A 23,934-nucleotide genomic window follows, 5' to 3' on the forward strand; every position below is an offset into this window, starting at 1 on the left:
GACATGACGGACATCCTGCGCCGCATCGAAGCCTATAAGCGAGAGGAGATCGCCGCCGCGAAAGCGCGCGTTCCGCTCGAAGAGTTGAAGGCGCGGGCCGCCGATCAGTCGGCACCGCGCGGTTTCCACGCCGCGCTTGTGGCCCGGCGGGAAAAAGGCCAGTTCGGGCTGATCGCCGAAATCAAGAAGGCGAGCCCCTCGAAGGGTTTGATCCGGCCCGATTTCGACCCTCCGGAACTGGCGAAGGCCTATGCCGCGGGCGGCGCTGCCTGCCTCTCCGTCCTTACCGACGCGCCGAGCTTCCAGGGTGCGCCGGAGTTCCTGACGAGGGCACGCGAGGCCTGCCTACTCCCGGCTCTGCGCAAGGACTTCATGTTCGACAGCTATCAGGTTTTCGAAGCGCGCGCCTGGGGCGCCGATTGCATACTGCTGATCATGGCTTCGCTTAGCGACGATGATGCGCGCCGGCTGGAAGAAGCCGCGTTTGCACTCGGCATGGATGTCCTCGTCGAAGTACACGACGCGGAGGAGATGGAGCGAGCACTTCGCCTGTCATCGCCGCTCGTCGGGATCAACAACCGTAATCTCAGGACGTTCGAGGTCGACCTCGCCGTCTCCGAACGGCTTGCGGCAATGGTTTCCTCAGACCGTCTCCTGGTCGGCGAAAGCGGCGTTTTCACCCACGAAGACTGCCGGCGCCTGGAAAAGAGCGGGATTACGACCTTCCTGGTCGGTGAAAGCCTGATGAGGAAGGACGACGTAGAGGCGGCGACGCGCGCGCTGCTGACCGGCTCGGCAAATATCCTGGCGGCAGAGTGATGAGCGGGCCGGCCCTCACCCATATAGACAGCGCCGGCGAAGCCCGCATGGTCGATGTCGGCGACAAGGCCGAGACGGTCCGTATCGCTGTCGCGGAGGGCTTCGTCAGGATGAAGCCGGAGACGCTGACACTCATTCGCGAAGGAAACGCCAAGAAGGGCGACGTGATCGCGACCGCCCGGCTCGCGGGTATCATGGCCGCCAAGCAGACATCCAGCCTCATTCCGCTCTGCCATCCCTTGATGCTGACGAAAGTGTCCGTCGAAATTAAGCCGGATGACGCCCTTCCCGGTTTGCGGGTCGAAGCGATGGCGAAGCTGACCGGACGGACGGGTGTCGAAATGGAGGCGTTGACTGCCGTCAGCGTAGCCTGCCTGACGATATACGACATGGCCAAGGCCGCTGACCGGGAAATGGAAATCTGCGGCGTGCGGCTGGTCAGCAAGTCGGGCGGGCGTTCCGGCGATTATCACCGCGGGGGAGAGATGCGCTGATGTCGCTTCTTTCGGTCGAGGAAGCACTTCAGAGGATTTTGGCCAGGGCCAATCCGCTGCAACGGACGGAGCGCGTTTCGCTGCATGAATGCCTCGGAAGGGTGCTCGCCGAGAACGTAGCGGCCAAGCTGACCCACCCCCCTTTCGACAATTCCGCGATGGATGGTTATGCCGTCCGCCACGACGATATCTCCGAAGTCGGAGCGGAGCTCTCCGTTATCGGCCAGTCGGCGGCAGGACACCGTTTTCGCGGCGAGGTGAAAGGCGGGGAGGCCGTACGCATCTTTACCGGCGCGCCGGTACCTGCAGGCGCCGATACCGTCATTATTCAGGAAGACACGGAAAAACTGCCGGACGGCCGCATCCGCACCCTGTTTGCGCCGGCAAAGGGCCGCCACATCCGTTTGGCGGGCCAGGACTTCCTGGCAGGTGACGTCGCGCTCTCCGCCGGAAGCGCGCTCGATGCCGGCCGCCTGACGCTCGCGGCCGGCATGAATCATCAGGACCTGCCGGTTTTCGCGCGAACCAAGGTTGCAATCATCGCCACGGGCGACGAGTTGTTGCCGCCGGGAAGTTCCCTCGGCCCCGACCAGATCATCGCTTCCAACAGTTTCGGAATCGCTGCGGTTGCCCGCGACAATGGGGCCGAAGTTCTTGATCTCGGCATCGTCGGCGACGATCGGGCAGCGATCGCCAGCGCCGTCGCCAAGGCACAGGCAGCCCAGGTGGACGTGCTGGTAACACTCGGAGGAGCCTCGGTCGGCGATCACGATCTCGTCCAGTCGACGCTTCTCGGCTGCGGCATGACGCTGGACTTTTGGCGCATCGCCATGCGGCCGGGAAAACCGCTGATGGTCGGCGATCTCGACGGCGTCACGGTACTCGGCCTTCCCGGAAACCCGGTTTCGAGCCTCGTCTGCGCCCTGCTCTTCCTCGAGCCTTTGACGCGCAAGCTTTCGCATCTGCCGCCCCGTTCGAGACTGGTCGATGCACGGCTTGCCGCAGCGCTGCCGGCCAATGACCGGCGCCAGGATTATATACGTGCCCGCCTCACGCTCGAGGCGGACGGTTCGCTCGTGGCGCATCCCTTCCCGCGGCAGGATTCGTCCATGGTCAGCGTTTTCGCGCAGTCCGACGGGTTGATCGTGCGGCGACCGGGTGCTCCCGAAGCCGCAAGCGGAGAGGCATGCAGGGTTTTCAGGCTCAGAGATCCCGCCTGACTTGCGTTGGACCTAATTGAAATGCCCTCGAGATCGGCGAAGAAGGCTGGAGAGCTGAGCTACGGCGCCCTGCCCGCGGGAGGTTTTTCCTGCGCCGCTTTCCGAAACAACAAGGCCGATGCGACCCAGAGCATTGCGAACAAGGCATTGACGCCAAGGATCTCCAGCGGCGGACTTGCCGGGTAACCCATCCCTGCGGCTACCGCGACCGCGGCGACCAGCGCCTGCGCGAGCGCGGTTGCGAAGAAAGCGCGTGCCATTCCGGCCGGCTGAAAGCGCGCAATGAAGGCGCTGATGATGCCGAACGCCAGCACCCCGCCATAGAGGAGGTTGGCGGGGTCATCCTCGGTCCCGATGATGCCGACGGCGAGATTCGCCCACACCAGGAGGAATGCTGTCGCCAGCGCAAGGCCGATGGCTGCGCGGTATGCGTTGCCGGCAGAGAACCTCGCCGACGCCTCATAGACGCCGCCTGCGGCGATCAGCATGGCTCCGAAGACAGCGAAATCGGCGACATCCCAGGCCACTTCCTCCGTGACTTGCATTGCGAGCAAGGGCAGCAGCATAAGCGCCGCGGCCGCGCCCCACGCCGCTCTCCTCCAGAGTCTCCCGCGTCCCTTACGATTTTCCGCCTTCGCCGCCATCTGCATCGCCCGCGCGCATTCACCTCGACTACTTCCAAGCGGATCGCGGTGATTTTAGGTCGGATCGACCTGAAATCATGAATGTGATCGATTCCGATGAGTCGAGACGCGGGATGTCGCGGAAAACCGCGTCATGAAAGTGTTTCACCGGCCCGGCTGACGAGGATCTTGTCGATGCGTCGGCCGTCCATGTCGATCACCTCGAAGCGGTAGCCGTGGGCCTCGGCGGTGTCGCCCTCCTCCGGAGTCTTGCGCAACTGCTGCACCAGGAAGCCGGCTATGGTTTCGAAATCGCCGTCCGCTTCGATTCCATCGATGCCGATCTGGAGGTGAATTTCATCGATCGGCGTCCGTCCGTCTACGATATAGCTGCCGTCGTCGCGCTGGCGAATGAGAGCGTGTTCGGAATTATCATAATTCGACGGGATGACGCCGACGATTGCCTCCAGGATGTCGGCGGTGGTGATGATCCCCTCCGTGCTCCCGTATTCGTCGACAATCATCGCCATATTGATGCTGGACGACTTGAAGGCTTCGAGAGCCTTCAGACAGGAGGCCGTCTCCGGCAGGGTAAGAATTTCGCGGACATAATCGCGGATGTTGAAGGGCGCGGCCGGCGCAACATTCAATATTTCCTTGGTAAGGACCGCGCCGATGACATCACCCGATGGGCCGTCGATCACCGGGTAGCGCGAGTGGCCGAATTGCCGGATCTTCTGTCCGATCGTCTCCAGGCTGTCGTGAACGTCGATGAAACCGACCTCTGTGCGGTGGGTCATGATCGATTTGACGTTCCGATCGCCGAGGCGGATGATTCGCCGCAGCATCTCGTGCTCGCTCTTCTCGATGGCGCCGCTTTCGACGCCTTCCGCCATGATCGCCTGCACTTCCTCTTCGGTGACGCGATCGGCATCCTCCGGCCTCATGCCCATGAGCCGCATCGCAATAGAGGCCGCCGTTTCGAAAATAAAAACGACCGGCGCTGCGATACGGGAAAGCAGCGCCATCGGACCGGCGACGAACATGGCCAGCCCTTCCGGATTTCGCAGCGCCAGCTGCTTGGGGATGAGCTCGCCGATGACCACCGACAAAAATGTGATCAGCGTGACGACGAGTGCGACCGCGACGGTGTCGCCGTAAGGGCTGATCCAACCGATGTCGTTCAGGAACGGAGCAATCTTTGCCGCGATCGTCGCGCCGCCATAGGCGCCCGCGAGGATGCCGACAAGGGTGATGCCGACCTGCACCGTCGACAGGAACTTGCCCGGATCCTCGGCCAGCGTGAGCGCGGCCTCCGCGCGCCGGTTTCCCTGCTTCACCATCTGACGAAGCAGCGGCTTGCTTGCCGAGACGATTGCCATTTCCGACAACGCGAAGAAAGCGTTGATCAAGAGCAGAATGAAAATGACAAGAAGCTCGAACATAGTCTCCGGTTCACCGTTGAAAAAAGGGCCGCCGCGCGACTGCCCGCTTCCCAGATAGGCTAAGCCGCATGGTCGGGCAAGGCCACCAGCAGGATTTCACGGCCGGGCGCCGGTCCCTGGATCACGATGTTCTGAGGTCGGCTCGACCTAAAAGCATGAACGTAAGTTAGAGCGGGAAGCGTCTCAGGACTGCAACCTCTCCTCCCCTCATCCCTGTGCTCGTCACAGGGATCCAGCAGCGCCGCGTCCGCGGCGCGGGAAGCGTTCTTTCAGCCCAAGGACTTGGTCTGGCTGGATTCCTGTGACAAGCACAGGAACGAGGACCGGGGATGTGCGCCTACTGCAACATTCGCTGCGAAGAATGCGAGGGATGGTCGACCTGCGACGCGAGAAACGCGCCGAGGGCCGCACCCTCTCCGCCCCCTGTGCTTGTCACAGGGATCCAGCAGCGCCGCGTCCGCGGCGCGGGAAGCGTTCTTTCAGCCCAAGGACTTGGTCTGGCTGGATGCCTGTGACGAGCACAGGAATGAGGAAGTCAAAAAAAGCGCGGCGGGTGTCCCGAATCTCAACAGGCCTTGGAAGGCCGCTGTCTTGTCAAAGTGTTTGAGGGCCTTCGGTCAGGCTTCTGCACCGCCGCCGCTTAGCGCCTGACGGATACGCGCACGCCCTACCTTGATCACGTGCTCCATCGCCAGGCGTGCAGCCGCTTCGTCGCGTTTGCCGATCGCCTCGACGATGCGGATATGGTTGCGCGCAACTTCGTCGATGCCGCCCTTCTCAGCTGTCGGCGAACTGAGCTTGAACACGCCCACAAGAGCTGCCTCGATCAAGCCCCCGACGGTACGCAGAAAGGGATTGCCGGATGCTTCGATGACCGAGAGATGGAACTTGAGGTCCGCTACGGCGAGACTCTCGGGGGTGTGATTCGCCTCGCCCATGGCGACGGCGAGCCGCATCATCCCCGCGATTTCCGCATCCGACGCGTTTCTTGCCGCCAGTGCCGCAGCATGGGTCTCGAAGGCAAGCCGTACCTCGCTCAGATGGTAGAGAAAGTCCTCATCGACGCCGCAGGCGAAATGCCAGGTGAGAATGTCGCTGTCGAAGAGATTCCATTCCTTTCGGGGCGTGACGCGCGTGCCGATCCGGGCGCGCGGAACGATCATGCCCTTGGCGGCAAGCGTCTTCATCGCTTCGCGCAGTACCGTCCGCGAGACGCGGAAACGGAGCGCCAGTTCAGGATCTCCGGGGAGAATGCTGCCGACCGGGAACTCGCCCGAAACGATCGCCTTGCCGAGCTGATCCACGACCTGTGCATGGCTCGTCCGCTTCGGCGTGCCGGATATCACGGTCTCAAGCACGCTCTTCAACCACTCCTCCCCAGGGAAACTCCTCATCGTCAGCGTGATTCTTGCCGGCGACGATCAACACTAGATCGAATAGACGATTCCTGAAAGGCCTGCGGAGAGTTGCAGGTAGGCCGTCGGACTATAGAAAACCCCGCGCACGAGGCGCGGGGTTGCAATTGCCGTGTTCGGGCGTTCGATTATTGCGGCAGCTTGTCGTCTACGCCTTCGACATAGAAGTTCATGCCGAGCAGCGTCGCGTCGTCGGCGGTCTCGCCCTCTTTCAGCCACGGGCTGCCATCCTGCTTGTTGAGCGGACCGGTAAACGGCTTCAGTTCGCCGGACTTGATTTTCGCCTCCGTCGCTTCCGCCATCGCCTTGACGTCATCGGGCATGTTGGTGTAGGGCGCCATGGTCAGGATGCCGTCCTTCAGGCCGTCCCAGCTCGAAGTCGTCGACCATGTTCCATCGAGGAAGGCCTTGGTGCGCTTCACATAGTAGGCGCCCCAGGTATCGACGATCGCAGTCAATTGCGTCTGCGGGCCGGCGGCAATCATGTCGGATGCCTGACCGAAAGCTTTGATACCACGCTCGGCTGCGACCTGCATCGGCGCGGTTGTGTCGGTATGCTGAGTGATGATATCGACGCCCTGGTCGATGAGCGCCTTGGCGGCGTCCGCTTCCTTGCCCGGATCGAACCAGGTGTTCGCCCATACGACCTTGATCTTGAAGTCCGGATTGACCGCCCGGGCACCGACGACGAAGGCGTTGATGCCCATCACCACCTCGGGAATCGGGAAGGAGGCGATGTAGCCGGCAACGCCCTTTTCCGACATTTTCGCGGCGATCTGGCCCTGGATGTAACGGCCTTCGTAGAAACGGCTGTTATAGGTGGCGACGTTCGGCGCGGTCTTGTAGCCGGTCGCGTGCTCGAACTTCACATCCGGGAACTTGCCGGCGATCTTGATCGTCGCATCCATGAACCCGAAGGACGTGGTGAAAATCAGACCACAGCCGGAACGCGCCAGGCGCTCGATCGCGCGTTCGGCGTCCGGACCTTCCGGCACGTTTTCCAGGAACTGCGTTTCGATCTTGTCGCCGAGTTCCTTTTCGAGCTCCTGGCGGCCGATGTCGTGGGCCTGGGTCCAGCCGCCGTCTGTCTTCGAGCCGACATAGATGAAGCAGATCTTTGCCTTCTCCTGAGCGCTTGCAGCCGGCGCGATACCGAGCACGGCGACGGTGGTTGCGAGGGCGACGAGTAGTTTTTTCATTTTTAACCTCTGTCGGTTTGAGAAATGTCCGTCTGGCTGTTGTTCTTCACCGGTCCGGCACAAACGGCTTGCCGAGCGATGCCGGCGTATTGATCAGGGTCATACGCCGGTTATGCGATATGAGAATGAGTACGACAATCGTTGCGAGATAGGGAAGCGCAGTGAGGAACTGCGACGGAATGCCGATGCCGAAAGCCTGCGCATGAAGCTGGCTTATCGAGACGGCTCCGAAGAGATATCCTCCGGCGACCACGCGCCAGGGCCGCCAGGAGGCAAAAACCACCAATGCCAGCGCGATCCAGCCGCGGCCGGCCGACATGTTCTCCACCCATTGAGGCGTGTAGACGAGCGACAATTGCGCGCCGGCAAGTCCGGCGCAGGCGCCGCCGAACAGAACGGCCAGGTAGCGGGTGCGAATGACGTTCACGCCGAGGGCGTGGGCCGAGGCGTGGCTGTCGCCCACCGCCCGCAACTTCAACCCCGCACGGCTCCGGAACAGAAACAGATGGACGCCCACCACGATCGCGACCGACGCATAGAATATCGCGTCCTGCCGAAACAAAAGCGGTCCGACGACCGGTATCTTCGACAGGAGCGGAATTGCGATCGGCTGCAGCTTGATACCCTGCATCCCGAGAAAACTTTCTCCGACCATTCCGGAAACGCCGAGCCCGAGGAGCGTGAGCGCCAGGCCGGTCGCTACCTGGTTGGCAACGAGCGTCAGCGTCAGGAAGCCGAACAGCAGCGAAAACACGGCGCCGGCAGCGATGCCGGCAAGAATTCCTACATAGGGCGAGCCGCTGAGCTGCGTCGCCGCGAAGGCGCAGACAGCTCCCATGATCAGCATGCCTTCGACGCCGAGGTTGAGCACGCCGGACCGTTCGGCGACGAGCTCGCCCAGGGCGGCGAGGACCAGTGGCGTCGCAGCCGTGATGACGCTTAAGAGGATTGCTTCGACTATGCCCATCAGTGCGCCTCTTCCGTCTTGACCGCTGCGAAGCGATCCCACACCAGCCTGATGCGATAGTGAATGAGCGCGTCGCACGACAGCACGAAGAACAGCAGCAGCCCCTGGAAGACGCGCGTCACCTTGTCGGATACGCCGATCGAAAGCTGCGCGGCCTCACCGCCGAGATAAGTCAACGCCAGGATGAGACCGGCGGCCACGATACCGAGCGGATTGAGCCGGCCGAGGAACGCGACGATGATGGCGGTGAAGCCGTAACCGGGCGAGATCACAGGACGCAGCTGCTGCATGGCTCCGCTCACTTCCGAAATGCCGGCGAGCCCCGCCAGCGCGCCGGAAAACAGCATCGAGAACCAGATCATCCTGCGCGAGGAAAAGCCGGCAAAGCGCCCTGCCCGCTCGGATTGGCCGAGAACGGTGATTTCGAATCCCTTCAACGTATAGCGCATCATGAACCACACCAGCACCGCCGCGATGATCGCAAAGGCAAAACCCCAATGCGTACGCCCCGAGGCGAGCATTTCGGGAAGGATAGCGTCCGCGCCGAACGTTCGCGTTTCCGGGAAGTTCATACCTTGAGGGTTGCGCCAAGGGCCACGCACGAGCCAGTCGAGAAAGAGCTGGGCCACATAGACCAGCATCAGACTCGTCAAGATCTCGTTCGTATTCATATGCGCCTTCAGGAAGGCCGGTATCGCGGCGAAGAGCGCTCCACCGAGCATGCCGAGAAGCATCATCAGCGGCAGTATCAACGGCGACTGCCAATCGTAGAAGAGTACCGGGAGGGCCGAGCCGGCGATTGCGCCCATGATGAACTGCCCTTCTGCGCCGATGTTCCAGTTGTTGGAGCGGAAGCAGACGGAGAGCCCGACGCCGATCAGGATCAGTGGCGCCGCCTTGATCGCGAGTTCGTGCAGCGACCAGACCTCGCTCAGCGGCTCCACGAAGAAGCTGTAGAGCGCGGTCGCCGGATTCTTGCCGAGCAATGCGAACATCACGCCGCCGAAGATGATGGTCAGCGCAAAAGCGATGAACGGCGAGAGGATGGAAAACAGCGTCGAGGCCTTCGCGCGCTTTTCGAGTTCAATCCGCATGCGCTGCTCCCGTACCTTCCGCCCCGCCTTCCGATCGGCCATGCATGCCACCCATCAACAGGCCGATCTTTTCGCGCGAAAGTTCACGGGCCGGATAGGGATCGGAGAGACGCCCGTCGCTTATGACGGCAATCTCGGTCGCCACTTCGAATATTTCATCGAGGTCCTGACTGATGACAAGGACAGCGGATCCCGCTTTTGCGAGATCGACCAAGGCCTGACGGATACGGCTCGCCGCTCCGGCGTCGACGCCCCAAGTGGGCTGGTTGACGACGAGCACGGCCGGCTGACGGTCGAGTTCCCGTCCGACGATAAACTTCTGCAGATTGCCGCCGGAGAGTGATCCGGCCGGCGGATCCTCGCCGCTCTTGCGCACGTCCATCGCCTCGGCAATCCGCTTCGTCGCCGCCTGGACGGCGCCGTGGCGGATGATCTTCAGTGCGCCGCCGCCGAGAAAAGCCCGGCGATCCGATTGGCTGCGCGCGAGCACGAGATTGTCGGAGAGCGACAGCGCCGAGACCGCGGCGTGCCCATGGCGCTCCTCCGGCACAAAACCGGCGCCCATCAGACGGCGGGCATTGATGTTTCTGGTCCCCACCGGCCGCTGGCGGATCTGGATGGCATTGTCGTCGGCGACCGGATATTCGCCCGACAGCGCATCGAAGAGCTCGCTCTGCCCGTTGCCGGCCACACCGGCGATCGCGAGCACCTCGCCTGCCCTGACCTTGAGACAGATGTTCTTCAAGGCGACCGCAAAGGGCGTGCGCGCCGCGACGGAAAGATGCCGCGCCTCCAACTGCACGTCGCCTCTGGTGCTCGTTCCCTCCGGCGTCACGACGGCAACGTCGCTGCCTACCATCATGCGTGCAAGAGAGGCGGGCGTTTCCGTGCGCGGATCGCAGGCGCCGGTTACCTTGCCGTGTCTCAGCACCGTCGCGCGGTCGCAGATGCGCTGCACTTCCTCCAGACGATGGCTGATATAAAGGACGGAACGCCCCTCCGATCGCAATTTCTGCAGCGTCTCGAAAAGGCGGTCGGCTTCCTGGGGCGTCAGCACCGAAGTCGGTTCGTCGAGAATGATGAGCTGCGGGTTCTGCAGGAGAGCCCGGACGATTTCGATCCGCTGCCTTTCGCCGACCGAGAGATCGGCGACATGCGCCTTCGGATCGAGCGGCAGGCCATAGATGCGCGACAGCCGTGACGCTTCCTCGGCAACCCGGGCAAGCGAAACCGACCTGTCCATCGAAAGGGCGATATTCTCGGCGACCGTCAGTGCCTCGAACAGAGAGAAATGCTGAAAGACCATGCCTATGCCGAGCCGGCGGGCGTCGCTCGGGCTGCCGATGCGAACATTCGACCCCTGCCACATGACCTCGCCGGCGCTCGGCGCGAGCACGCCGAACAGCATCTTCACCAGCGTCGACTTTCCCGCGCCGTTCTCGCCGAGCAGCGCGTGGATTTCTCCGGGTTCTATCTGCAGATCGATTGCATTGCAGGCCGCGAACGAGCCGAACAATTTCGTAAGGTTGCGAACGGCCAGCAGCGGGCCGCTCGCGGTTTGTCCCTTTTCAGGCACGCTGCCCTCTTCCCCTCTTCGATCCCCGCTCGCCATACTGCACGTTCCTTTGATCGTACCCGATCAATCGACAAGAACCTGCAGCAACGTGAAGACTACGGCGACCTTCGCGTCCGATAAGACGCCGGCGCCTTAAGGCTTCTGTCAGGGAATCAGCAATGTCGTTCCACTTGTTTTTCTTGTTTCGAGATCCGTATGCGCCCGACCGGCTTCGGCGAGCGGATAGGTCTGATTGATATTGATACGCACTTTGTTGCTTTGCACAACATCAAAGAGGGAATTTGCACATGCCTCCAGGGCCGGCCGGGTCGCGACATAAGTGAAGAGCGTCGGGCGCGTCGCATAGAGCGCGCCCTTCTGCGCCAGGATACCGATGTTGAAAGCATCCACCGGCCCGGAGGAATTGCCGAAGCTGGCCCAGAGGCCGCGCGGCTTCAGGCAGTCGAGCGAGGCCGGATAGGTGTCGCGCCCAACGGAATCATAGACAACATCGACGCCGCGCCCGCCGGTCAAGTCCTTGACGCGCTCCACGAAGTTGTCCGTGCGGTAGTTGATGACGTGGTCGTAGCCATGGGCAAGAGCAAGATCGATCTTCTCCTGCGATCCGGCTGTTCCGATCACCGTCGCACCAAGTGCCTTGGCCCACTGCCCCGCAATGAGCCCGACGCCGCCGGCGGCGGCGTGAAAGAGCAAGGTCGTCTCCGGGCCTACCTTGAAGGTCTGGTTGAGAAGGTATTGCGCTGTCATGCCCTTGAGCATCATCGCAGCCGCCGTCTCCAGGCTGATTCCGTCCGGCACCTTCAAGAGTTGCGAGGCGTCTACGTTGCGCTCGCTGGCATAGGCGCCGTCAGCGGATGCATAGGCGACTCGGTCGCCGACCGAAAACATGCTGACCCCATCACCCACCGCAGTCACTACTCCGGCGCCTTCCTTGCCCGGAACGAAGGGGAGGCCGGTCGCCGACTTGTAGAGGCCGGTGCGAAAATAGACGTCGATGAAATTGAGGCCGATCGCCACCTGCCGGATCTGCACTTCGCCGGGTCCGGGCGCCGCAAGCGTCACGCCCTCCATCTTCAGAACTTCCGGTCCGCCAAGTTCGCGAACGACGATCGCCTGTGCCATGTCCAACTCCTAATCGATTGCGATGATTTCGGGCCGAGCCTAACCGATCGCGCTCAGGCACGCCCGAGTTTCGGGAATATCTGCAGTATGAAACCGATGACGTAGAGGTAAAGCCCGGTTGCCACGACGCCCACCACCACCCAGGGCGGGGTCTTGAAATGCAGGAGCAAGGCATACATGCCGAGCACCGACCAGATGAGAAAGACGCCGAGATTGAGCGGCCTCAGCCTTTTCACACGCACCGGATGCAGGAAGTTGATGGGCAGGAACGTCAAAATCACGGAGAGGAAGACGACAATCGATGCAGTGACTTCGCTCGCCTGGATCACAAAAAGGGTGAAGACGACCATATTCCAGACGACCGGAAATCCGGAGAAGAAATACTCATCCGTCTTCATCCCCATATCCGCATAGTAGATAGCGCTCGAGACCACGATCGCTCCGGCGGCAACGAACGACCAGGGTTCGCCGATCATGCCGCTTTGGTAGAGCGCGAAGGCCGGCAGCAGTACATAGGTCACATAGTCGATGACGTTGTCGAGCGTATCGCCCGACCAGTTGGGCAACACCTCCTTGACCTGGACCTTGCGGGCGATCGGCCCGTCGATGCCGTCGACGAGCAAGGCCAGACCGAGCCACCAGAACATGTCGACGAAGCGGTGCTCTGCCGCAGCGACGACGCCGAGAAAGGCCAGGAACGATCCGGACGCTGTAAGGATATGCACGGAAAAGGCGCGGATTTCCGCGTAAGGAACGCGTCTGTAATTGAAGAACTTCATGTGCGAAGCCGCCCTGTCCCTTGTCCCGGTCCCTCTGCGCCGCCAGTCAGCCGCTAATTTCAGCACCGGCACCACTTTGGCCGTAATATGCACCGTTTGCCGAGCATCGCCAGCAAATTCCAACCGTTCGCCACTTTGAGGCGGTATTGTCCTGTGGACATGCGGCGCATGCCGCTGCGGTGATTCTGCCCATTTATTTCAATGGGGTAAGCGGCTAGAACTAAAGCATGTCGCCCGAAGCTGTGGGCACGAACAGCACGCTGAAGGACTTCGGATGAACGCGGGCACTTCAGGCTGCAATATCGAGACGAAAGCGGGCAACCGCACGGGAGGGCCTGTCGGCCATGGATCACTATGACATCGCAATAATCGGCGCGGGGCTTGCCGGCTCGCTGGCGGCCATCGCTCTTGCACGCGATGGTCACCGTGTTGCGCTCGTCGGCCCGCGGCCTGCCATCGCCGACGGCCGCACCACCGCGCTCATGGACCAGTCGATCGAATATTTGAGGAAGCTCGATCTTTGGGATGAGGTCGAGCCGCTGACGGCACCACTGGTCGCCATTCACATCCTCGACGGGACTAGGCGGCTTTTTCGGGCGCCCCCGGTCAATTTCCGCGCCTCCGAAGTAGGCCTCGAGGCTTTCGGCTACAACATTCCGAACGCGCCCTTCCTCGAGATTCTGGAAAGGCACGAAGCGGAACTGCCGACGCTCGAGCGTGCGACCGCCGCGGCAACGAGAATCGACATCGACGGCGCAGAGATTCGGATCGGCCTTGGCGATGGCCGCTCGATCACTGCCGATCTGGTGGTCGGCGCCGACGGGCGACGCTCGGCCGTGCGGAAGGCGGCCGGGATCGGCGTTCGCACCTGGTCCTATCCCCAGGCTGCTATCGTCCTGAATTTCAGCCATGAACTGCCGCATCAGGACGTTTCGACCGAGTTCCATACGGAAAGCGGTCCGTTTACGCAGGTGCCGCTTCCCGGCAATCGCTCGAGCCTCGTCTGGGTCCTGAAGCCTCGCGATGCCGAGGAGATGCTGACGCTTGCACCGGATATCCTCTCGCGCACGATCGAGGATCGAATGCAGTCGATTCTCGGCAAGGTCACGACAGAGGGAATGCCGCAATCATTTCCGCTTTCCGGCCTTTCTGCCCGTCGTTTCGGCAAGGGTCGCGTCCTGCTCGTCGGCGAAGCCGCCCATGCCTTTCCACCGATCGGGGCCCAAGGGCTGAACCTCAGTCTTCGCGACATCATGACCCTTGTCGATCTCGTCGGCCGGCCAACGGGCAGCCGCCTGCCGGCAGACACAGGCGACCGCTTCGATGGCCGGCGGCGCGCCGACATTCTCAGCCGCACGGCGAGCGTCGACCTGCTCAACCGTTCGCTGCTCTCGAATTTCCTGCCGGTGCAGGCCTTGCGTGCGGCTGGCCTGCATCTCCTCTCCTCTGCAGGCCCGTTGCGCGGACTTTTGATGCGCGAGGGAATTCACCCCGGCAGCGCGCTGCAGGCGTTCAAGGAGGGTTTACGGGAACAGATCCGCCGGAAGAGCGCCTGAGCGTATGAGGTATAGCAGCCCGGTGACCGTCGCGACGGAGAGCAGCGTCGTGATGAGGATCGTCGCCGATGCCCGCTCCTGCCAGACGCCGTATTGTTGGCCGATCACGAACACATTGGTTGCGGTCGGCAGCGAAGCGAGCAGCACTGCCGTCTGTACCCAGATGGGATCGTAGGCACCGCCAAGGCTGAGCGTCAGATACATGAGCACCGGATGAAGCACGAGCTTTGCCGGAACGATGTAACCGATCTCCGCGGGAATACGCTTAAGCGGGCGCAGCGCAAGCGTGACCCCCATCGCAAACAGGGCGCAAGGCGCCGCCGCTTGCGCCAGGTAGTCTATCAGCCGCTGCAGCGGCAGCGGGGCTTCGAATGAGAAAAAAGCCGCGGCGACGCCGGCAAAGGTCGACAGGATGAATGGATGAAAGGCTATCCGGCGCGCAATGCCGAGCGCGACGACTGCAGGCTTATGCTTGCTGCCACCCGCAGCCGCCATCAGCGCCGGAGCGACGGTGAAATGCGCTGCATTCTCGAAGCAGAAAATCAGCGCCACCGGAACGGCCGCCGTCTCCCCGAGAGCCAGCAGCGCCAGGCCGGGGCCCATGTAGCCGATATTGCCATAAGCACCGGCGAAGCCCTGCATCGTCGCCTCGGCAACCGTATTGCGGCGAAGGAACAGCCCTATGGCGAAGATCAGAGCAAAGACGACATAGGTCGTGCCTACGCTGGTCAGGATGAAATCGGCACGGGTAAGCTCCTCCACCGGCGTGCGCGATACCAGCTTGAAGAAGAGCGCCGGCAGCGCCAGGTAGACGATGAACGTGTTCAGCCAGCCCATCGCCTCGCCCGGATGGTCGACGAGGCGCGCCGTCAGGTAGCCGAGAAAGATGAGGCCGAAGAACGGCAGCACCAGACCCGTGATTTCCGCCATGATCTCCCTCGCCGCTGCTGGAGCGCTTCCAGGAAAAGTGTGTAGCGGTTTTCCGTCCGGAAGTGCGTTGTTTAAAGACTCAGCGCTTCCAGGAAAAGTGCGTAGCGGTTTTCCGTCCGGAAGTGCGTTGTTCGAAGACTCAGCGCGTCCGGGAAAAGTGGGTGACGTTTTCCGCCCGGAAGCTGTAGCTGGGCGTGCTTAGCCGATTTGGGAGAGAATTGGGAAGGTCTGCTGGAACCAGATCGCGACGGAACTGACGAAACCGAAGAGGAAAGCAAGGCCGGCGGCGACGAGCAGAGCGCCCATCAGCTTTTCGATGAGCCCCAGATGGCGGCGAAAACGCGAAAGAAAACGCATGAAGGCACTGGAAAAGCCCGCCGCGATCCAGAACGGCACTGCGAGCCCGAGCGAATAGATCGCCAGCAGAGCAGCGCCGTCGGCGACCGTATCGCGCGCGGCGGCAACACCCAGGATGGTGCCCAGCACCGGGCCGATACACGGTGTCCAGCCGAAGGCGAAGGCAAGACCCATGACATAGGCTCCAGACAGGGTTGCCGGCTTGCCACCCTGGAAACGTGCCTCGCGGGCAAGCAGGCCGATCCGGAAGACCCCGAGGAAATGCAATCCCATGACGATGATGATGATCCCGCCTATGCGCGAAAGAAGATCGAGATGCTGCCTGAGCAAAAGACCGATCGAAGAGGCGCCCGCCCCGAGCGCCACGAAGACCGTCGCAAAGCCGAGCGTGAAGAACAGCGCCGCCGGCAGGACGGCCCTGCGCGTGCTTGCGGTTGCCACGGCATTTCCGTCCCGGAACTGGTCGACGGAAACGCCTGCCATATAGCACAGGTAAGGCGGCACCAGGGGCAGGACGCAGGGCGAGAGAAAGGACAGAGCACCTGCCAGAACGGCGGTCCAGATGGAAATATCTGCAATCGACAAGGTATCAGAACTCCGGCACTCGACTTGCCGCCTTCTTACCCGCATGTATGGAGCGAAACCAATCACCTTTTGGCGATCATTTTGACGCACCGAGCCATGGCCGCACCGACGGGGACGGCCGCGCACAGGGCCGCTCGCTTCGAACCCATAATGATGGTTTAGTGCAATTTTTGGGTTGACCGGCGCAAAGCCTGCGTGCATATGTCCGGCCACTCCGCCGGGCCTGCAGGCCCGGCATGGGAGCGCGTAGCTCAGCCGGTAGAGCAACTGACTTTTAATCAGTAGGTCCAGGGTTCGAATCCCTGCGCGCTCACCATAAAAAGACAATCAAACAACGCTTTGCATGATCTTTCTAGCTTTACCCTCGCCTTCCGCCACCGGCCAGCTTGGCGTCGGCATCAGATCACAGCCTTGCACTAAGCCCGCGTCAGCGAGCCGCTAGAAATTCAAGTAAATATTGACGCTCGGTCGACGGTTGTAGCGGTAATCGTCACGGTAGCCGTAGCTCTGGGTGTAGTCATAGCGTGGGAAGCACCTGCCGTAGTAGCGGCATGAACGCCAAGCCTGCCGCCTGTTCCAATGGCTGTCTCGCCAGTTGCGTCGGTGGTCGACCTGCTCAACCGCGCCCGTCTTCACCTGCTCTGGCCTAGGCACGAAGATCGGCGCGGCTCTCGCGGGCAAGGCGAAGGACGCAGCCAAAACTGCGGCTGTGAGGGCCGACAAAAACTTTCTCATGAAGGGATCCTCCTCGGTGCGGATGAGATTGCACCGTGGAGGCTGAACTGCTGATGAATGGGTGCGTTGATGGTGTCCTGCTAAATCGAATCTACGCAATGCGCAGATCCGGTCGGTTCACTGATATCCGGAACCTCCCCGCCGGTCGTCGGTTCCTCCTTCCCCAGCAGGAGAAACAACATGGCCAAAGACGAACTGAGCGCCGGCTTCACCGGGACACCGACCGAACCGCCCACTGGTGTCCGAAAGGTAGCGAAGACAGCCACCGACGCAGTGAGCCGCGAGGCTAACGCTGTGGTGGCCGGCGCCGCAGATCACCCATACACAGCAACCGGCCTGGCGCTCACAGTCGGCGCCCTCGCCTTCGCAATCGGCTACGTTATGGGCCGATCGTCAATCGACAACGGGCGGAGTTACTGGCGGTAGATTACCGGCCGGCGCTCCTGGTGCGGGCGCAGATGGTGACCGCGCTGGCCATTGGAAACTGTAGCTCTGATTGGTCCTAAAACGCTTTGCGTCGCCAGGACGCGTAACTCAGCCAGTCGCGCTCGCGGCGGCTGTTGTTGAAGCGCTTGCCTGCCATGGCGAGGTTTGACCAATGGCTCGTGCCGCCGTCAACGCGGCGATGCAGATGTTCCACAGAAGCCACCTGAAGTACCTTCCAGCGCGCGCGTCCATCGCTGCCTCCGTGGTCGTCGCTTTGATCTGTCGACGCGGCGCCGAGTCTATCGTGGTGATCTCTTGCGTTTGCCGGCGGCCTGGGCGAACCTCTGATTCCCATTTCCTGAACTGGCATGTGAAACCGATGAGCAGCAAAATTTTCGAAACCTTGACCGGCATGTACTATACGGTCGACGCCGCCGATGGGAGTTACTCCACCGGTCAAGTGATCCGGCTCGCTGCCGAGGGGCTCTATTTCGTTCGGTTCGACGGCAACGAGGTGACATTGCCCCTGGAACTCGTGACCGTTGGCGAGATGCTGGACACCACCGAAGAAGAGTATAAGCTCTGGCGGTTTTTCGACACGATCGAGGAACGTGACACGTGGATCGAATGGCTGGACGCGCCGTCTAAGCCGCGGGTCATCTCGCTTGTGAAGCCGACCAAGTAACACGTTCGAACCTGTGACAATGGCCAATATCGATCAGATAATCATGTTTGGCGCTGGTCTCTGGATGACAGCGGCAGGTTTTGGCTTCGTCCAGACGAATACTCAAGCGCCGTGGCTCGTTCAACTCACAGGGCATTTTCGCTGGATGGGGCCGTTGTTGACCGTTATCGCTGTGGTTCTGCTGTTTGCCCCAAGTTAGCAACATGATTTTCCGAATGGCCGTAGAAGATGGGACGAAGAGTTGAACTGATTGCGGTGGCAGTGATCATCATCTCCGCCTTTGTGCTCGTTTGGCTGCTATTTGTCTTCAGTTGAACGCTGAAAAGATCAGCATGGCGTGGTCTGGAGTAAGCAATATTGAAGCGTAACGTGCGCGCCATGAGACTACTCGCCCTGGCGGCCACTCTGATCGCAGTGCTGCTGCTGTTCCTGCTCGTATCCGGCATTGCCGATGTCCCCTGTCAGGACGGCACCTGGGACCCGAACAGATATACCTGCATCCATACGGGGGTGACGTCATGAAGGCTGCCCCTCGGCACTCCCACATGCTATAAGAGATCGATGACCGAAAACGAACAGCAGTACGAGTTTTCCGAGTTCTCCGGCGAATTTGTCGACGACGACATCATGGTCACCATCGGCATATATCGCCCGGCCGGCACCAACGCGGACTGGACGCTCGAGGTCGTCGATCAAGAGGGATATTCGACCGTCTGGGATGATCTGTTCGCTACCGACCGCGATGCTTTCCAGGAATTTCTGGCGACCGTCCATCGCGACGGAATACGCAGCTTTCTCGATCAGTCGATCCGCACCGTTCATTGACACTGCGTTCCGCGCGCGTGGATATTCTGATTGGTATTGGGCCGATGCCGCTGATGTGATCAGTAGGCGGAAAATCGCGCTTGATGTAAATGTGCAAAAGCGCTTTACCTGCCCAGGTATTTTGAAGAGGCGTACCGGAATCGCGGAATCAGACCTTTCTCGCTGATGAAACCGCAGATAGCGTCTCTGCGCAGCTGCATTCCGGCTGCGTCCCCGAGTCCAATGAAGGCAACTGGATGAGGGCTTGCCCCGCCATCGTGCGGGGCTTTTTCGTGGCCATTGGTACTGCGCGGGCAGCCGATTGACGCACCCGCACACCGCACTGTTGGCTCTCCCTCATGCCCCATAAGGATGCGGTCGCGACCACCGTTTCTAGCCCTTTTTAGTCAGAGAGTAAGCATTGCGCCTCGAAATAGGTTGTGCTGTGATTCGCACTCAACCGGAGTGCTGCTATGTTCGATAATGAAGAGATCGGTATCCCCTGCCCCGAATGCGGCCATGAGACCAGTAAGCCCGTCGCTTGGGTGAAAGCGAACGACGAACTCCCTTGCAGGAGATGTGGGACTGCCATCGTGTTGGAGAATGAAAAGCACTTGCTCACGATCGAGCAAGTCGCTCAGAACATGACGAAACTCAGACGATCGCTTGCAAAGTTTCGCAGGAATGCTCGTGGTGCGCGTTGGCACCGATGACATCCATCCGCCGCAAAAGAAATCCCTCCCCGAATGCGCTTCGAGGAAGGACTAGCATCCGTGTGAACCGTCGCTAGAAATTGAAATAGATCGTCACGCCCGGCCGCCGATGGTAGCGGTGATAGTCTCGATAGCTATAGTGCCTGTAATGGCGGGGATAGCACCTGCCGTAGTAGCGGCAGGAACGCCAAGCGTAGCGTCTGTTCCAGTGGCGCTGCGTGCGCCAATGGCGATGGCGGCGGTGATTGACCTGCTCGACAGCGTCGGTCTTCACCTGCTCCGGCGCAGGCACGAATATCGGGTGCGGCGCTTGCCGGAAGGGAAAAAGGCGCAGTCAGGACTAAGGCTGTGAGGGCGGATAAGAGCTTTTTCATCATCGACTCCTTCTCGCTGCCTATGAGCTTGGGCCATCATGCCTGAACCGCTGATGAACGAGCCTTACTCAAGAAAATTCACTATCAAGGAAATATATCCCCGAAGTCCGCACGATTAATCGGGAAATCGTCCGACATTGAGTCGGACTAAAGTCCAAGGAGTGGAACCGCTTGCTTATTTCCCCGTTGAGTGACGAGTTCAACGAGAGGAAATGCTATGAAGAAGCTCGTATTTATTACTGCGACTGTCGCGCTCATCGCCAGCGGTGCTGTCGCGCAGCAAGCCGACGGTACCAACGCGGCAACCGGCATGGTCGGCGGTGCCGCCACCGGCGCCATTCTCGGCGGCCCGATCGGGGCCGGGGTCGGCGCGGTGGTTGGCGCCACGCTCGGCGGCGCACTCACGCCGCCTCCCCCCGAAGTGGTCACTTATGTTCAGCAGCAGCCGGCACCGCCATCGGTCGTCGTTCAGCAGCCGATCGCGGTCGGCAAGCCTGTTCCCGAAACGGTTATGCTGACGCCGGTCCCGCAGAATCCGACCTATGCATATGCGGTGGTCAATGAGCAGCGTGTCATCGTAGAGCCGAAATCGCGCACGGTCGTTCAGGTCATCAACTGACCTGACGGCGGTGAGAGCGGCCCTCGCAGGCTCGGTTTAAGGCCCCAGGCCGGCCCCGCGTTTATCGCCGGCCTGGAACTTACCCGCGGCGTGGCCGTTCACTCGTGAAGAAAGGAGTTGATCGATGAATCAGATTATCTACCTCGTCGGCCTCGTTGTGATCGTGATAGCGATCTTGTCGTTCTTCGGCTTGAGCTGAACTGAGAAGATCGTTCCATGGCGCGGCCAGCCGATCCCGGCTTTTCGCAGCTTCACCAGGGATTCCCGCGGATTTATTCGCAGCGGCGTACCGGAAACCGAGATTCAGACCTTCCCACCCGTTCGGCTCAGAGATAGCGTCCGCGTCGTAGCTGCATTGGAGCTACATCTTTCCCCGCATTTCGTTTGCCAAGCGGATGCGTCCCTGCCCCGCCATCGAGCGGGGCTTTTTTATCGCCGTAACTCCACGTCCGCCGCGGCTTCGATGCGTGCGCGGTTTGCGGCGGATGCGGCCGTAGACGCAGACAAATCACTGAGCTGCCGGACTTTGGTCCCTGGGTCATAAGGCTCTTGGCCGGCCAAAGGTCCGATACGCTGGACTGCCGGCTGCGATATTGTTCGCATGGAAGGCTGCAACTAATCCATCGGCGATTGTTGCAGAGAGATCGGGAGGTCCAAAGCCAGCCGCCGCTGGACGGCGGACCCCGCGAGTGGCCCCAGAGCGGTGTCCCAGTAGTCCCTTCGGGCAGCGTCGCTCTGGGGCTTTCCCAAGGCGCCGGGTCGTGCCTGCAACTCGCCCGCCGTCACGGTATATTTCACCAAAGTAACGTATCGTTACTATATGCCGATGCACAACCGTCAGTAAAATCAGGAACAAATCGAGCGATACGTCGTTCTATTATCGTATATCAAGGGAGTACGATAGATGAACGCCAAGATCTTTATTGTTACCGCGATCGCAACGGGCATCTTTGCCGCGCCCGCTATTGCAAACGACACCAACCAAGGTGCGGTGACGGGTGCCGCTGGCGGAGCCGTTACCGGCGCTATTGTTGGCGGTCCCGTCGGCGCTGCCATCGGTGGCGCGGTCGGCCTCGTCGCCGGCGCGGTTATCGCTCCTCCGCCGCAGCAGGTCGTAACCTATGTGCGACAGCAGCCGGTTCCCGCCGATACCGTTGTGCTGCAGGAGCGGATCGCCGTCGGTCGTCCGCTACCGCGGACCGTGGCGCTGACGCCCGTTCCAGAGAACCCCTCCTACGCGTTCGCCGTGGTCAACAACCAACGCGTGATCGTCGACCCAAGAACCTACACGGTCGTCCAGGTCGTTCAGTAAGAGGCATTGGAGCGGGATGAGGAAAAGCCTATGCGCTTTTCAACCGCATCCCGCTCACACTTATAGATCATGTTCATGATCCTGGTCGACACGGCCTGAAATCATCGTGATCCAGAGCATTTCCGCGCTTCTTCGGTGCGCGGAAATGCTCACGCTCTCGTTTCCGCGCATTTCGAGATGGTGTGGCACATACACATCGCTTTTCAGCAAAAACTGATTCGTGTAAAATTGCTGCTTCCTTCCGAATCGGAATCGCCCTCTATCGAGGGGAACCAAGGAATCATCCCGCCGTTTCCCCATAGGTTCGCTTCCGGAGGGCTGCCACCATGTTTACCGCTTTGTTGATTGCCTCACTCGCGGCGCCTTCGAGTCTCGTCTCGGCCACCGCGACGGTCGATGATCTCCAGTCCGACTTCGAAACTGCCGTGGCCTGCCGGCAGATAGACGGCAGGAACGTATGGAAGGGTGAACTGGCCTATTACATCCAGTCCTATGTCTACGAAGGCGATGCAGCCGCTTCGGCTGACCGCGCCGACATGGCTGATGCCGTGCTGCCGGAGGACAACGAACCGGAGACGGTCAAGGAATTCGAAGAGGCCTGCTCACTTGCCGGGTCGACCGGACACGCACGAAGGTGACCGTTTTGGCGCAAGTCGATTGCCCCTCTCGATCACTACAGCGGCCGTTGCGCGTCTCGTAAGACGCGCGGCGCTGTACAGGGATGAGAGCAGCGCCGCGTCGGCGGCGCGGGAAGGGTTCTTTCAGCCCAAGGACTTGGTCTGGCTGGATTCCTGTGACAAGCACAGGAATGAGGAAAACAAGCCGCGGGGGCTATCCGAATTTCAACAAACCTCAGCCTGATGCGTCCGGTGTAACACCTGCGCCACGTGCACTGCGCATTTTCAATGCGCTCGTCCGGTATTCGCGGCGATAGGCGCGCGAAAAGGCGGAGAGACTGTCGAATCCGCAACGCAGGGCGATGTCACGCATCGGAATTCCGGTATCACGTACAAGCCGGTGGGCGACCTGCAGCCTGAGGCGCAGGTAATAGGCGCCGGGGCTCGTCGAGAGGCCTTTGGCGAAGAGCGTTTCGAGCTTGCGCTGCGAGACGGAAAGCCGGCGCGCCAGCGCCGCGACGGTCATCGGACGCTCGAGCGTGCGCTCCATGAGCCTGATGGCCGCGGCAAGCTCCGGGTCGCGTGCCTCTATGCGGCCGAGCGAGACAAAAGGCTGGACATCCGTCGGGCCGTGCATCTGGTCGTAGACGAAAATGCTCGCAACATCGAGCGCCAGTGCAGGCCCGAGCCTCTCCGCGACGAGATGCAGCATCATGTCGAAGGTCGGCGACGCGCCGCCTGAGGTCCAGTATTTTCCGTCGATCACGAAACGGTCGCCGATCACCTCCAATTCCGGAAAAGCCTGGCTGAAATCTTCGAGCTCCTCCCAATGGGCCGTAGCCTTGCGGCCATTGATGAGCCCGGAACGGCCGAGCAGCCAGCACCCGGATTCGACACCTGCGACGATGTCGAAATGTCGCGCACATTCCTGCAGGGTCGCGAGAAAGCGCTTGCCGGCGTGCCTTTGAAGATTGAACCCGCCGATGATGACAAGAAGATCTCCCACGACGGGCAAGGTGAAACTGCCGTCCACGGCAATCGGGACGCCGCAGGTCAGCATCACCGCCTGGCCGTCGGCGGACAGCAGCCGCCAGCGGAAGACCTCGTGCCCCGCCACTCGATTTGCCGCGCGCATCGGATCGAGGACCGAGGCAAAGGACATGATCGACGACTCGGGCAGGACGACCACCACGACCTCAATCGGCGATTGTGCAGAACGGTTCGCAATCATGCGCGTAACGTCAAATTTTATGCGCAGTATGTCAAATGGCAAACGAGCGTTAGGGCATTATCGACCGGCAATCGATCTCTTCGCGGGCATTTGCAGGCCCGCTCGGAGATGATGTTCCCCTTTTTCCGCTACTTTCGGAAGGGCCGGCCGGAACGAACCGCCGGCCCTCTTTCTTTCCCCTGGAACGGGCGGTTCGAGGGCGTTGTTTTTCGCAGACTCGCTCCCGATATGTTGCTA

General features: G+C 61.1%; 27 protein-coding genes, 1 tRNA gene and 1 pseudogene. 14 read left to right on the forward strand and 15 right to left on the reverse strand.

The features are described 5' to 3' along the window. Positions 1-3: 3 nt before the first annotated feature. Genes trpC through AC5J09_RS20685 form a run of 3 tightly spaced genes read left to right on the forward strand, consistent with a single transcriptional unit; the run spans position 4 to position 2,533 of the window. Positions 4-819 carry an indole-3-glycerol phosphate synthase TrpC gene (gene trpC, locus AC5J09_RS20675; protein ID WP_324763417.1) on the forward strand — a complete coding sequence of 272 codons (816 nt, stop codon included), beginning with the start codon at positions 4-6 and terminating at the stop codon, positions 817-819. Further along, positions 819-1,313, forward strand: coding sequence for a cyclic pyranopterin monophosphate synthase MoaC (moaC, locus tag AC5J09_RS20680; RefSeq protein ID WP_494298380.1), 495 nt, complete (start codon positions 819-821; stop codon positions 1,311-1,313). Before trpC ends, moaC begins: the two co-directional genes overlap by 1 nt. Next, the gene (locus AC5J09_RS20685) at positions 1,313-2,533 is read left to right on the forward strand and encodes a molybdopterin molybdotransferase MoeA (protein ID WP_494298381.1); all 1,221 of its coding nucleotides are present in this window, start codon (positions 1,313-1,315) and stop codon (positions 2,531-2,533) included. Before moaC ends, AC5J09_RS20685 begins: the two co-directional genes overlap by 1 nt. 59 nt (positions 2,534-2,592) lie before the next feature. Here the strand turns inward: AC5J09_RS20685 and AC5J09_RS20690 are convergent, their stop codons facing one another. From AC5J09_RS20690 to pcsA, 9 genes are all read right to left on the reverse strand, one after another. Further along, the gene (locus AC5J09_RS20690; protein ID WP_324763420.1) at positions 2,593-3,183 is read right to left on the reverse strand and encodes a hypothetical protein; all 591 of its coding nucleotides are present in this window, start codon (positions 3,181-3,183) and stop codon (positions 2,593-2,595) included. A gap of 125 nt (positions 3,184-3,308) precedes the next feature. Beyond that, on the reverse strand, positions 3,309-4,601 hold the full coding sequence (locus AC5J09_RS20695) for a hemolysin family protein (protein WP_100673217.1): 1,293 nt from the start codon (positions 4,599-4,601) through the stop codon (positions 3,309-3,311). A gap of 617 nt (positions 4,602-5,218) precedes the next feature. Continuing rightward, the gene (locus AC5J09_RS20700) at positions 5,219-5,968 is read right to left on the reverse strand and encodes a FadR/GntR family transcriptional regulator (protein ID WP_018094988.1); all 750 of its coding nucleotides are present in this window, start codon (positions 5,966-5,968) and stop codon (positions 5,219-5,221) included. Positions 5,969-6,144: 176 nt separating this feature from the next. Then, positions 6,145-7,215, reverse strand: coding sequence for a BMP family ABC transporter substrate-binding protein (locus AC5J09_RS20705; protein ID WP_494298382.1), 1,071 nt, complete (start codon positions 7,213-7,215; stop codon positions 6,145-6,147). Between the two features lie 46 nt (positions 7,216-7,261). Then, entirely contained in the window at positions 7,262-8,182 is a 921-nt protein-coding gene (locus AC5J09_RS20710) for an ABC transporter permease (RefSeq protein WP_018094990.1), read from the reverse strand. Next, entirely contained in the window at positions 8,182-9,276 is a 1,095-nt protein-coding gene (locus AC5J09_RS20715) for an ABC transporter permease (RefSeq protein ID WP_494298383.1), read from the reverse strand. The genes AC5J09_RS20710 and AC5J09_RS20715 overlap by 1 nt, the downstream gene beginning before the upstream one ends. After that, positions 9,266-10,852, reverse strand: coding sequence for an ABC transporter ATP-binding protein (locus tag AC5J09_RS20720; RefSeq protein ID WP_494298384.1), 1,587 nt, complete (start codon positions 10,850-10,852; stop codon positions 9,266-9,268). The genes AC5J09_RS20715 and AC5J09_RS20720 overlap by 11 nt, the downstream gene beginning before the upstream one ends. Positions 10,853-10,996: 144 nt before the next feature. Continuing rightward, positions 10,997-11,974, reverse strand: a complete 978-nt coding sequence (locus AC5J09_RS20725; protein ID WP_100673212.1) for a quinone oxidoreductase family protein — start codon at positions 11,972-11,974, stop codon at positions 10,997-10,999. Positions 11,975-12,027: 53 nt separating this feature from the next. Beyond that, entirely contained in the window at positions 12,028-12,753 is a 726-nt protein-coding gene (pcsA, locus tag AC5J09_RS20730) for a phosphatidylcholine synthase (RefSeq protein WP_100673211.1), read from the reverse strand. Positions 12,754-13,097: 344 nt separating this feature from the next. On the opposite strand from pcsA, the gene AC5J09_RS20735 reads away from it, so the two are divergent. Beyond that, positions 13,098-14,309: a UbiH/UbiF family hydroxylase gene (locus tag AC5J09_RS20735; protein ID WP_494298385.1), complete on the forward strand. Its 1,212-nt coding sequence runs from the start codon at positions 13,098-13,100 to the stop codon at positions 14,307-14,309. On the opposite strand, the gene AC5J09_RS20740 is transcribed toward AC5J09_RS20735, so the two are convergent. Together AC5J09_RS20740 and AC5J09_RS20745 are read right to left on the reverse strand one after the other, a co-directional pair. Further along, positions 14,277-15,239, reverse strand: coding sequence for an AEC family transporter (locus tag AC5J09_RS20740; RefSeq protein WP_494298386.1), 963 nt, complete (start codon positions 15,237-15,239; stop codon positions 14,277-14,279). The two genes, AC5J09_RS20735 and AC5J09_RS20740, sit on opposite strands and share 33 nt — an antisense overlap. 198 nt (positions 15,240-15,437) lie before the next feature. Beyond that, positions 15,438-16,181, reverse strand: a complete 744-nt coding sequence (locus tag AC5J09_RS20745; RefSeq protein ID WP_026168597.1) for a cytochrome c biogenesis CcdA family protein — start codon at positions 16,179-16,181, stop codon at positions 15,438-15,440. Between the two features lie 240 nt (positions 16,182-16,421). On the opposite strand from AC5J09_RS20745, the gene AC5J09_RS20750 reads away from it, so the two are divergent. Then, positions 16,422-16,497, forward strand: a tRNA-Lys gene (locus tag AC5J09_RS20750). A 122-nt stretch (positions 16,498-16,619) separates the two neighbouring features. Here the strand turns inward: AC5J09_RS20750 and AC5J09_RS20755 are convergent. Then, complete coding sequence (locus AC5J09_RS20755; protein WP_100673208.1) at positions 16,620-16,916, reverse strand: hypothetical protein; 297 nt, start codon at positions 16,914-16,916, stop codon at positions 16,620-16,622. 180 nt (positions 16,917-17,096) lie between these two features. Between AC5J09_RS20755 and AC5J09_RS20760 the strand changes: the two genes are divergently transcribed. Continuing rightward, positions 17,097-17,342 carry a membrane protein gene (locus AC5J09_RS20760; RefSeq protein ID WP_018094998.1) on the forward strand — a complete coding sequence of 82 codons (246 nt, stop codon included), beginning with the start codon at positions 17,097-17,099 and terminating at the stop codon, positions 17,340-17,342. 76 nt (positions 17,343-17,418) lie between these two features. On the opposite strand, the gene AC5J09_RS20765 is transcribed toward AC5J09_RS20760, so the two are convergent. Further along, a complete protein-coding gene (locus tag AC5J09_RS20765; RefSeq protein ID WP_494298387.1) occupies positions 17,419-17,565 on the reverse strand; it encodes a hypothetical protein in 147 nt (48 codons plus the stop codon). 156 nt (positions 17,566-17,721) lie between these two features. Between AC5J09_RS20765 and AC5J09_RS20770 the strand changes: the two genes are divergently transcribed. The 5 genes from AC5J09_RS20770 (at position 17,722) to AC5J09_RS20790 (ending at position 19,544) form a co-directional block, all read left to right on the forward strand. After that, a complete protein-coding gene (locus AC5J09_RS20770; protein WP_494298388.1) occupies positions 17,722-18,027 on the forward strand; it encodes a hypothetical protein in 306 nt (101 codons plus the stop codon). A 19-nt stretch (positions 18,028-18,046) separates the two neighbouring features. Then, a complete protein-coding gene (locus tag AC5J09_RS20775; protein WP_494298389.1) occupies positions 18,047-18,226 on the forward strand; it encodes a hypothetical protein in 180 nt (59 codons plus the stop codon). A 179-nt stretch (positions 18,227-18,405) separates the two neighbouring features. Continuing rightward, complete coding sequence (locus tag AC5J09_RS20780) at positions 18,406-18,549, forward strand: hypothetical protein (protein WP_164866908.1); 144 nt, start codon at positions 18,406-18,408, stop codon at positions 18,547-18,549. Between the two features lie 39 nt (positions 18,550-18,588). Continuing rightward, positions 18,589-18,852 carry a hypothetical protein gene (locus AC5J09_RS20785; RefSeq protein ID WP_018095002.1) on the forward strand — a complete coding sequence of 88 codons (264 nt, stop codon included), beginning with the start codon at positions 18,589-18,591 and terminating at the stop codon, positions 18,850-18,852. A 452-nt stretch (positions 18,853-19,304) separates the two neighbouring features. Continuing rightward, on the forward strand, positions 19,305-19,544 hold the full coding sequence (locus AC5J09_RS20790; protein ID WP_018095003.1) for a hypothetical protein: 240 nt from the start codon (positions 19,305-19,307) through the stop codon (positions 19,542-19,544). Positions 19,545-19,617: 73 nt separating this feature from the next. Here AC5J09_RS20790 and AC5J09_RS20795 read toward each other — a convergent pair. Continuing rightward, positions 19,618-19,918 (reverse strand): annotated as a pseudogene (locus AC5J09_RS20795) (hypothetical protein). 217 nt (positions 19,919-20,135) lie between these two features. Here AC5J09_RS20795 and AC5J09_RS20800 point away from each other — a divergent pair. The 3 genes from AC5J09_RS20800 to AC5J09_RS20810 all read left to right on the forward strand — a co-directional run bounded on the left by AC5J09_RS20800 (position 20,136) and on the right by AC5J09_RS20810 (position 22,487). Next, positions 20,136-20,537: a DUF1236 domain-containing protein gene (locus AC5J09_RS20800; protein ID WP_100673203.1), complete on the forward strand. Its 402-nt coding sequence runs from the start codon at positions 20,136-20,138 to the stop codon at positions 20,535-20,537. A gap of 904 nt (positions 20,538-21,441) precedes the next feature. Further along, positions 21,442-21,849 (forward strand): DUF1236 domain-containing protein, encoded by a 408-nt coding sequence (locus AC5J09_RS20805; RefSeq protein ID WP_003530981.1) that lies wholly within the window; start codon positions 21,442-21,444, stop codon positions 21,847-21,849. A 326-nt stretch (positions 21,850-22,175) separates the two neighbouring features. Beyond that, positions 22,176-22,487 carry a hypothetical protein gene (locus AC5J09_RS20810; RefSeq protein ID WP_018095009.1) on the forward strand — a complete coding sequence of 104 codons (312 nt, stop codon included), beginning with the start codon at positions 22,176-22,178 and terminating at the stop codon, positions 22,485-22,487. Between the two features lie 214 nt (positions 22,488-22,701). On the opposite strand, the gene AC5J09_RS20815 is transcribed toward AC5J09_RS20810, so the two are convergent. Further along, on the reverse strand, positions 22,702-23,697 hold the full coding sequence (locus tag AC5J09_RS20815) for a GlxA family transcriptional regulator (RefSeq protein WP_494298390.1): 996 nt from the start codon (positions 23,695-23,697) through the stop codon (positions 22,702-22,704). Between the last annotated feature and the right edge of the window lie 237 nt (positions 23,698-23,934).

It is taken from the genome of Sinorhizobium sp. (genome assembly GCF_059070375.1).

Excerpts from the sequence above, each read along its gene's own strand:
- trpC (WP_324763417.1), top strand. The coding sequence starts at position 4 with ATGACGGACATCCTGCGCCGCATCGAAGCCTATAAGCGAGAGGAGATC.
- moaC (WP_494298380.1), top strand. The coding sequence starts at position 819 with ATGAGCGGGCCGGCCCTCACCCATATAGACAGCGCCGGCGAAGCCCGC.
- AC5J09_RS20685 (WP_494298381.1), top strand. The coding sequence starts at position 1,313 with ATGTCGCTTCTTTCGGTCGAGGAAGCACTTCAGAGGATTTTGGCCAGG.
- AC5J09_RS20690 (WP_324763420.1), bottom strand. The coding sequence starts at position 3,183 with ATGCAGATGGCGGCGAAGGCGGAAAATCGTAAGGGACGCGGGAGACTC.
- AC5J09_RS20695 (WP_100673217.1), bottom strand. The coding sequence starts at position 4,601 with ATGTTCGAGCTTCTTGTCATTTTCATTCTGCTCTTGATCAACGCTTTC.
- AC5J09_RS20705 (WP_494298382.1), bottom strand. The coding sequence starts at position 7,215 with ATGAAAAAACTACTCGTCGCCCTCGCAACCACCGTCGCCGTGCTCGGT.
- AC5J09_RS20710 (WP_018094990.1), bottom strand. The coding sequence starts at position 8,182 with ATGGGCATAGTCGAAGCAATCCTCTTAAGCGTCATCACGGCTGCGACG.
- AC5J09_RS20715 (WP_494298383.1), bottom strand. The coding sequence starts at position 9,276 with ATGCGGATTGAACTCGAAAAGCGCGCGAAGGCCTCGACGCTGTTTTCC.
- AC5J09_RS20725 (WP_100673212.1), bottom strand. The coding sequence starts at position 11,974 with ATGGCACAGGCGATCGTCGTTCGCGAACTTGGCGGACCGGAAGTTCTG.
- pcsA (WP_100673211.1), bottom strand. The coding sequence starts at position 12,753 with ATGAAGTTCTTCAATTACAGACGCGTTCCTTACGCGGAAATCCGCGCC.
- AC5J09_RS20735 (WP_494298385.1), top strand. The coding sequence starts at position 13,098 with ATGGATCACTATGACATCGCAATAATCGGCGCGGGGCTTGCCGGCTCG.
- AC5J09_RS20740 (WP_494298386.1), bottom strand. The coding sequence starts at position 15,239 with ATGGCGGAAATCACGGGTCTGGTGCTGCCGTTCTTCGGCCTCATCTTT.
- AC5J09_RS20755 (WP_100673208.1), bottom strand. The coding sequence starts at position 16,916 with ATGAGAAAGTTTTTGTCGGCCCTCACAGCCGCAGTTTTGGCTGCGTCC.
- AC5J09_RS20760 (WP_018094998.1), top strand. The coding sequence starts at position 17,097 with ATGGCCAAAGACGAACTGAGCGCCGGCTTCACCGGGACACCGACCGAA.
- AC5J09_RS20770 (WP_494298388.1), top strand. The coding sequence starts at position 17,722 with ATGAGCAGCAAAATTTTCGAAACCTTGACCGGCATGTACTATACGGTC.
- AC5J09_RS20775 (WP_494298389.1), top strand. The coding sequence starts at position 18,047 with ATGGCCAATATCGATCAGATAATCATGTTTGGCGCTGGTCTCTGGATG.
- AC5J09_RS20780 (WP_164866908.1), top strand. The coding sequence starts at position 18,406 with ATGAGACTACTCGCCCTGGCGGCCACTCTGATCGCAGTGCTGCTGCTG.
- AC5J09_RS20785 (WP_018095002.1), top strand. The coding sequence starts at position 18,589 with ATGACCGAAAACGAACAGCAGTACGAGTTTTCCGAGTTCTCCGGCGAA.
- AC5J09_RS20790 (WP_018095003.1), top strand. The coding sequence starts at position 19,305 with ATGTTCGATAATGAAGAGATCGGTATCCCCTGCCCCGAATGCGGCCAT.
- AC5J09_RS20800 (WP_100673203.1), top strand. The coding sequence starts at position 20,136 with ATGAAGAAGCTCGTATTTATTACTGCGACTGTCGCGCTCATCGCCAGC.
- AC5J09_RS20805 (WP_003530981.1), top strand. The coding sequence starts at position 21,442 with ATGAACGCCAAGATCTTTATTGTTACCGCGATCGCAACGGGCATCTTT.
- AC5J09_RS20810 (WP_018095009.1), top strand. The coding sequence starts at position 22,176 with ATGTTTACCGCTTTGTTGATTGCCTCACTCGCGGCGCCTTCGAGTCTC.
- AC5J09_RS20815 (WP_494298390.1), bottom strand. The coding sequence starts at position 23,697 with ATGATTGCGAACCGTTCTGCACAATCGCCGATTGAGGTCGTGGTGGTC.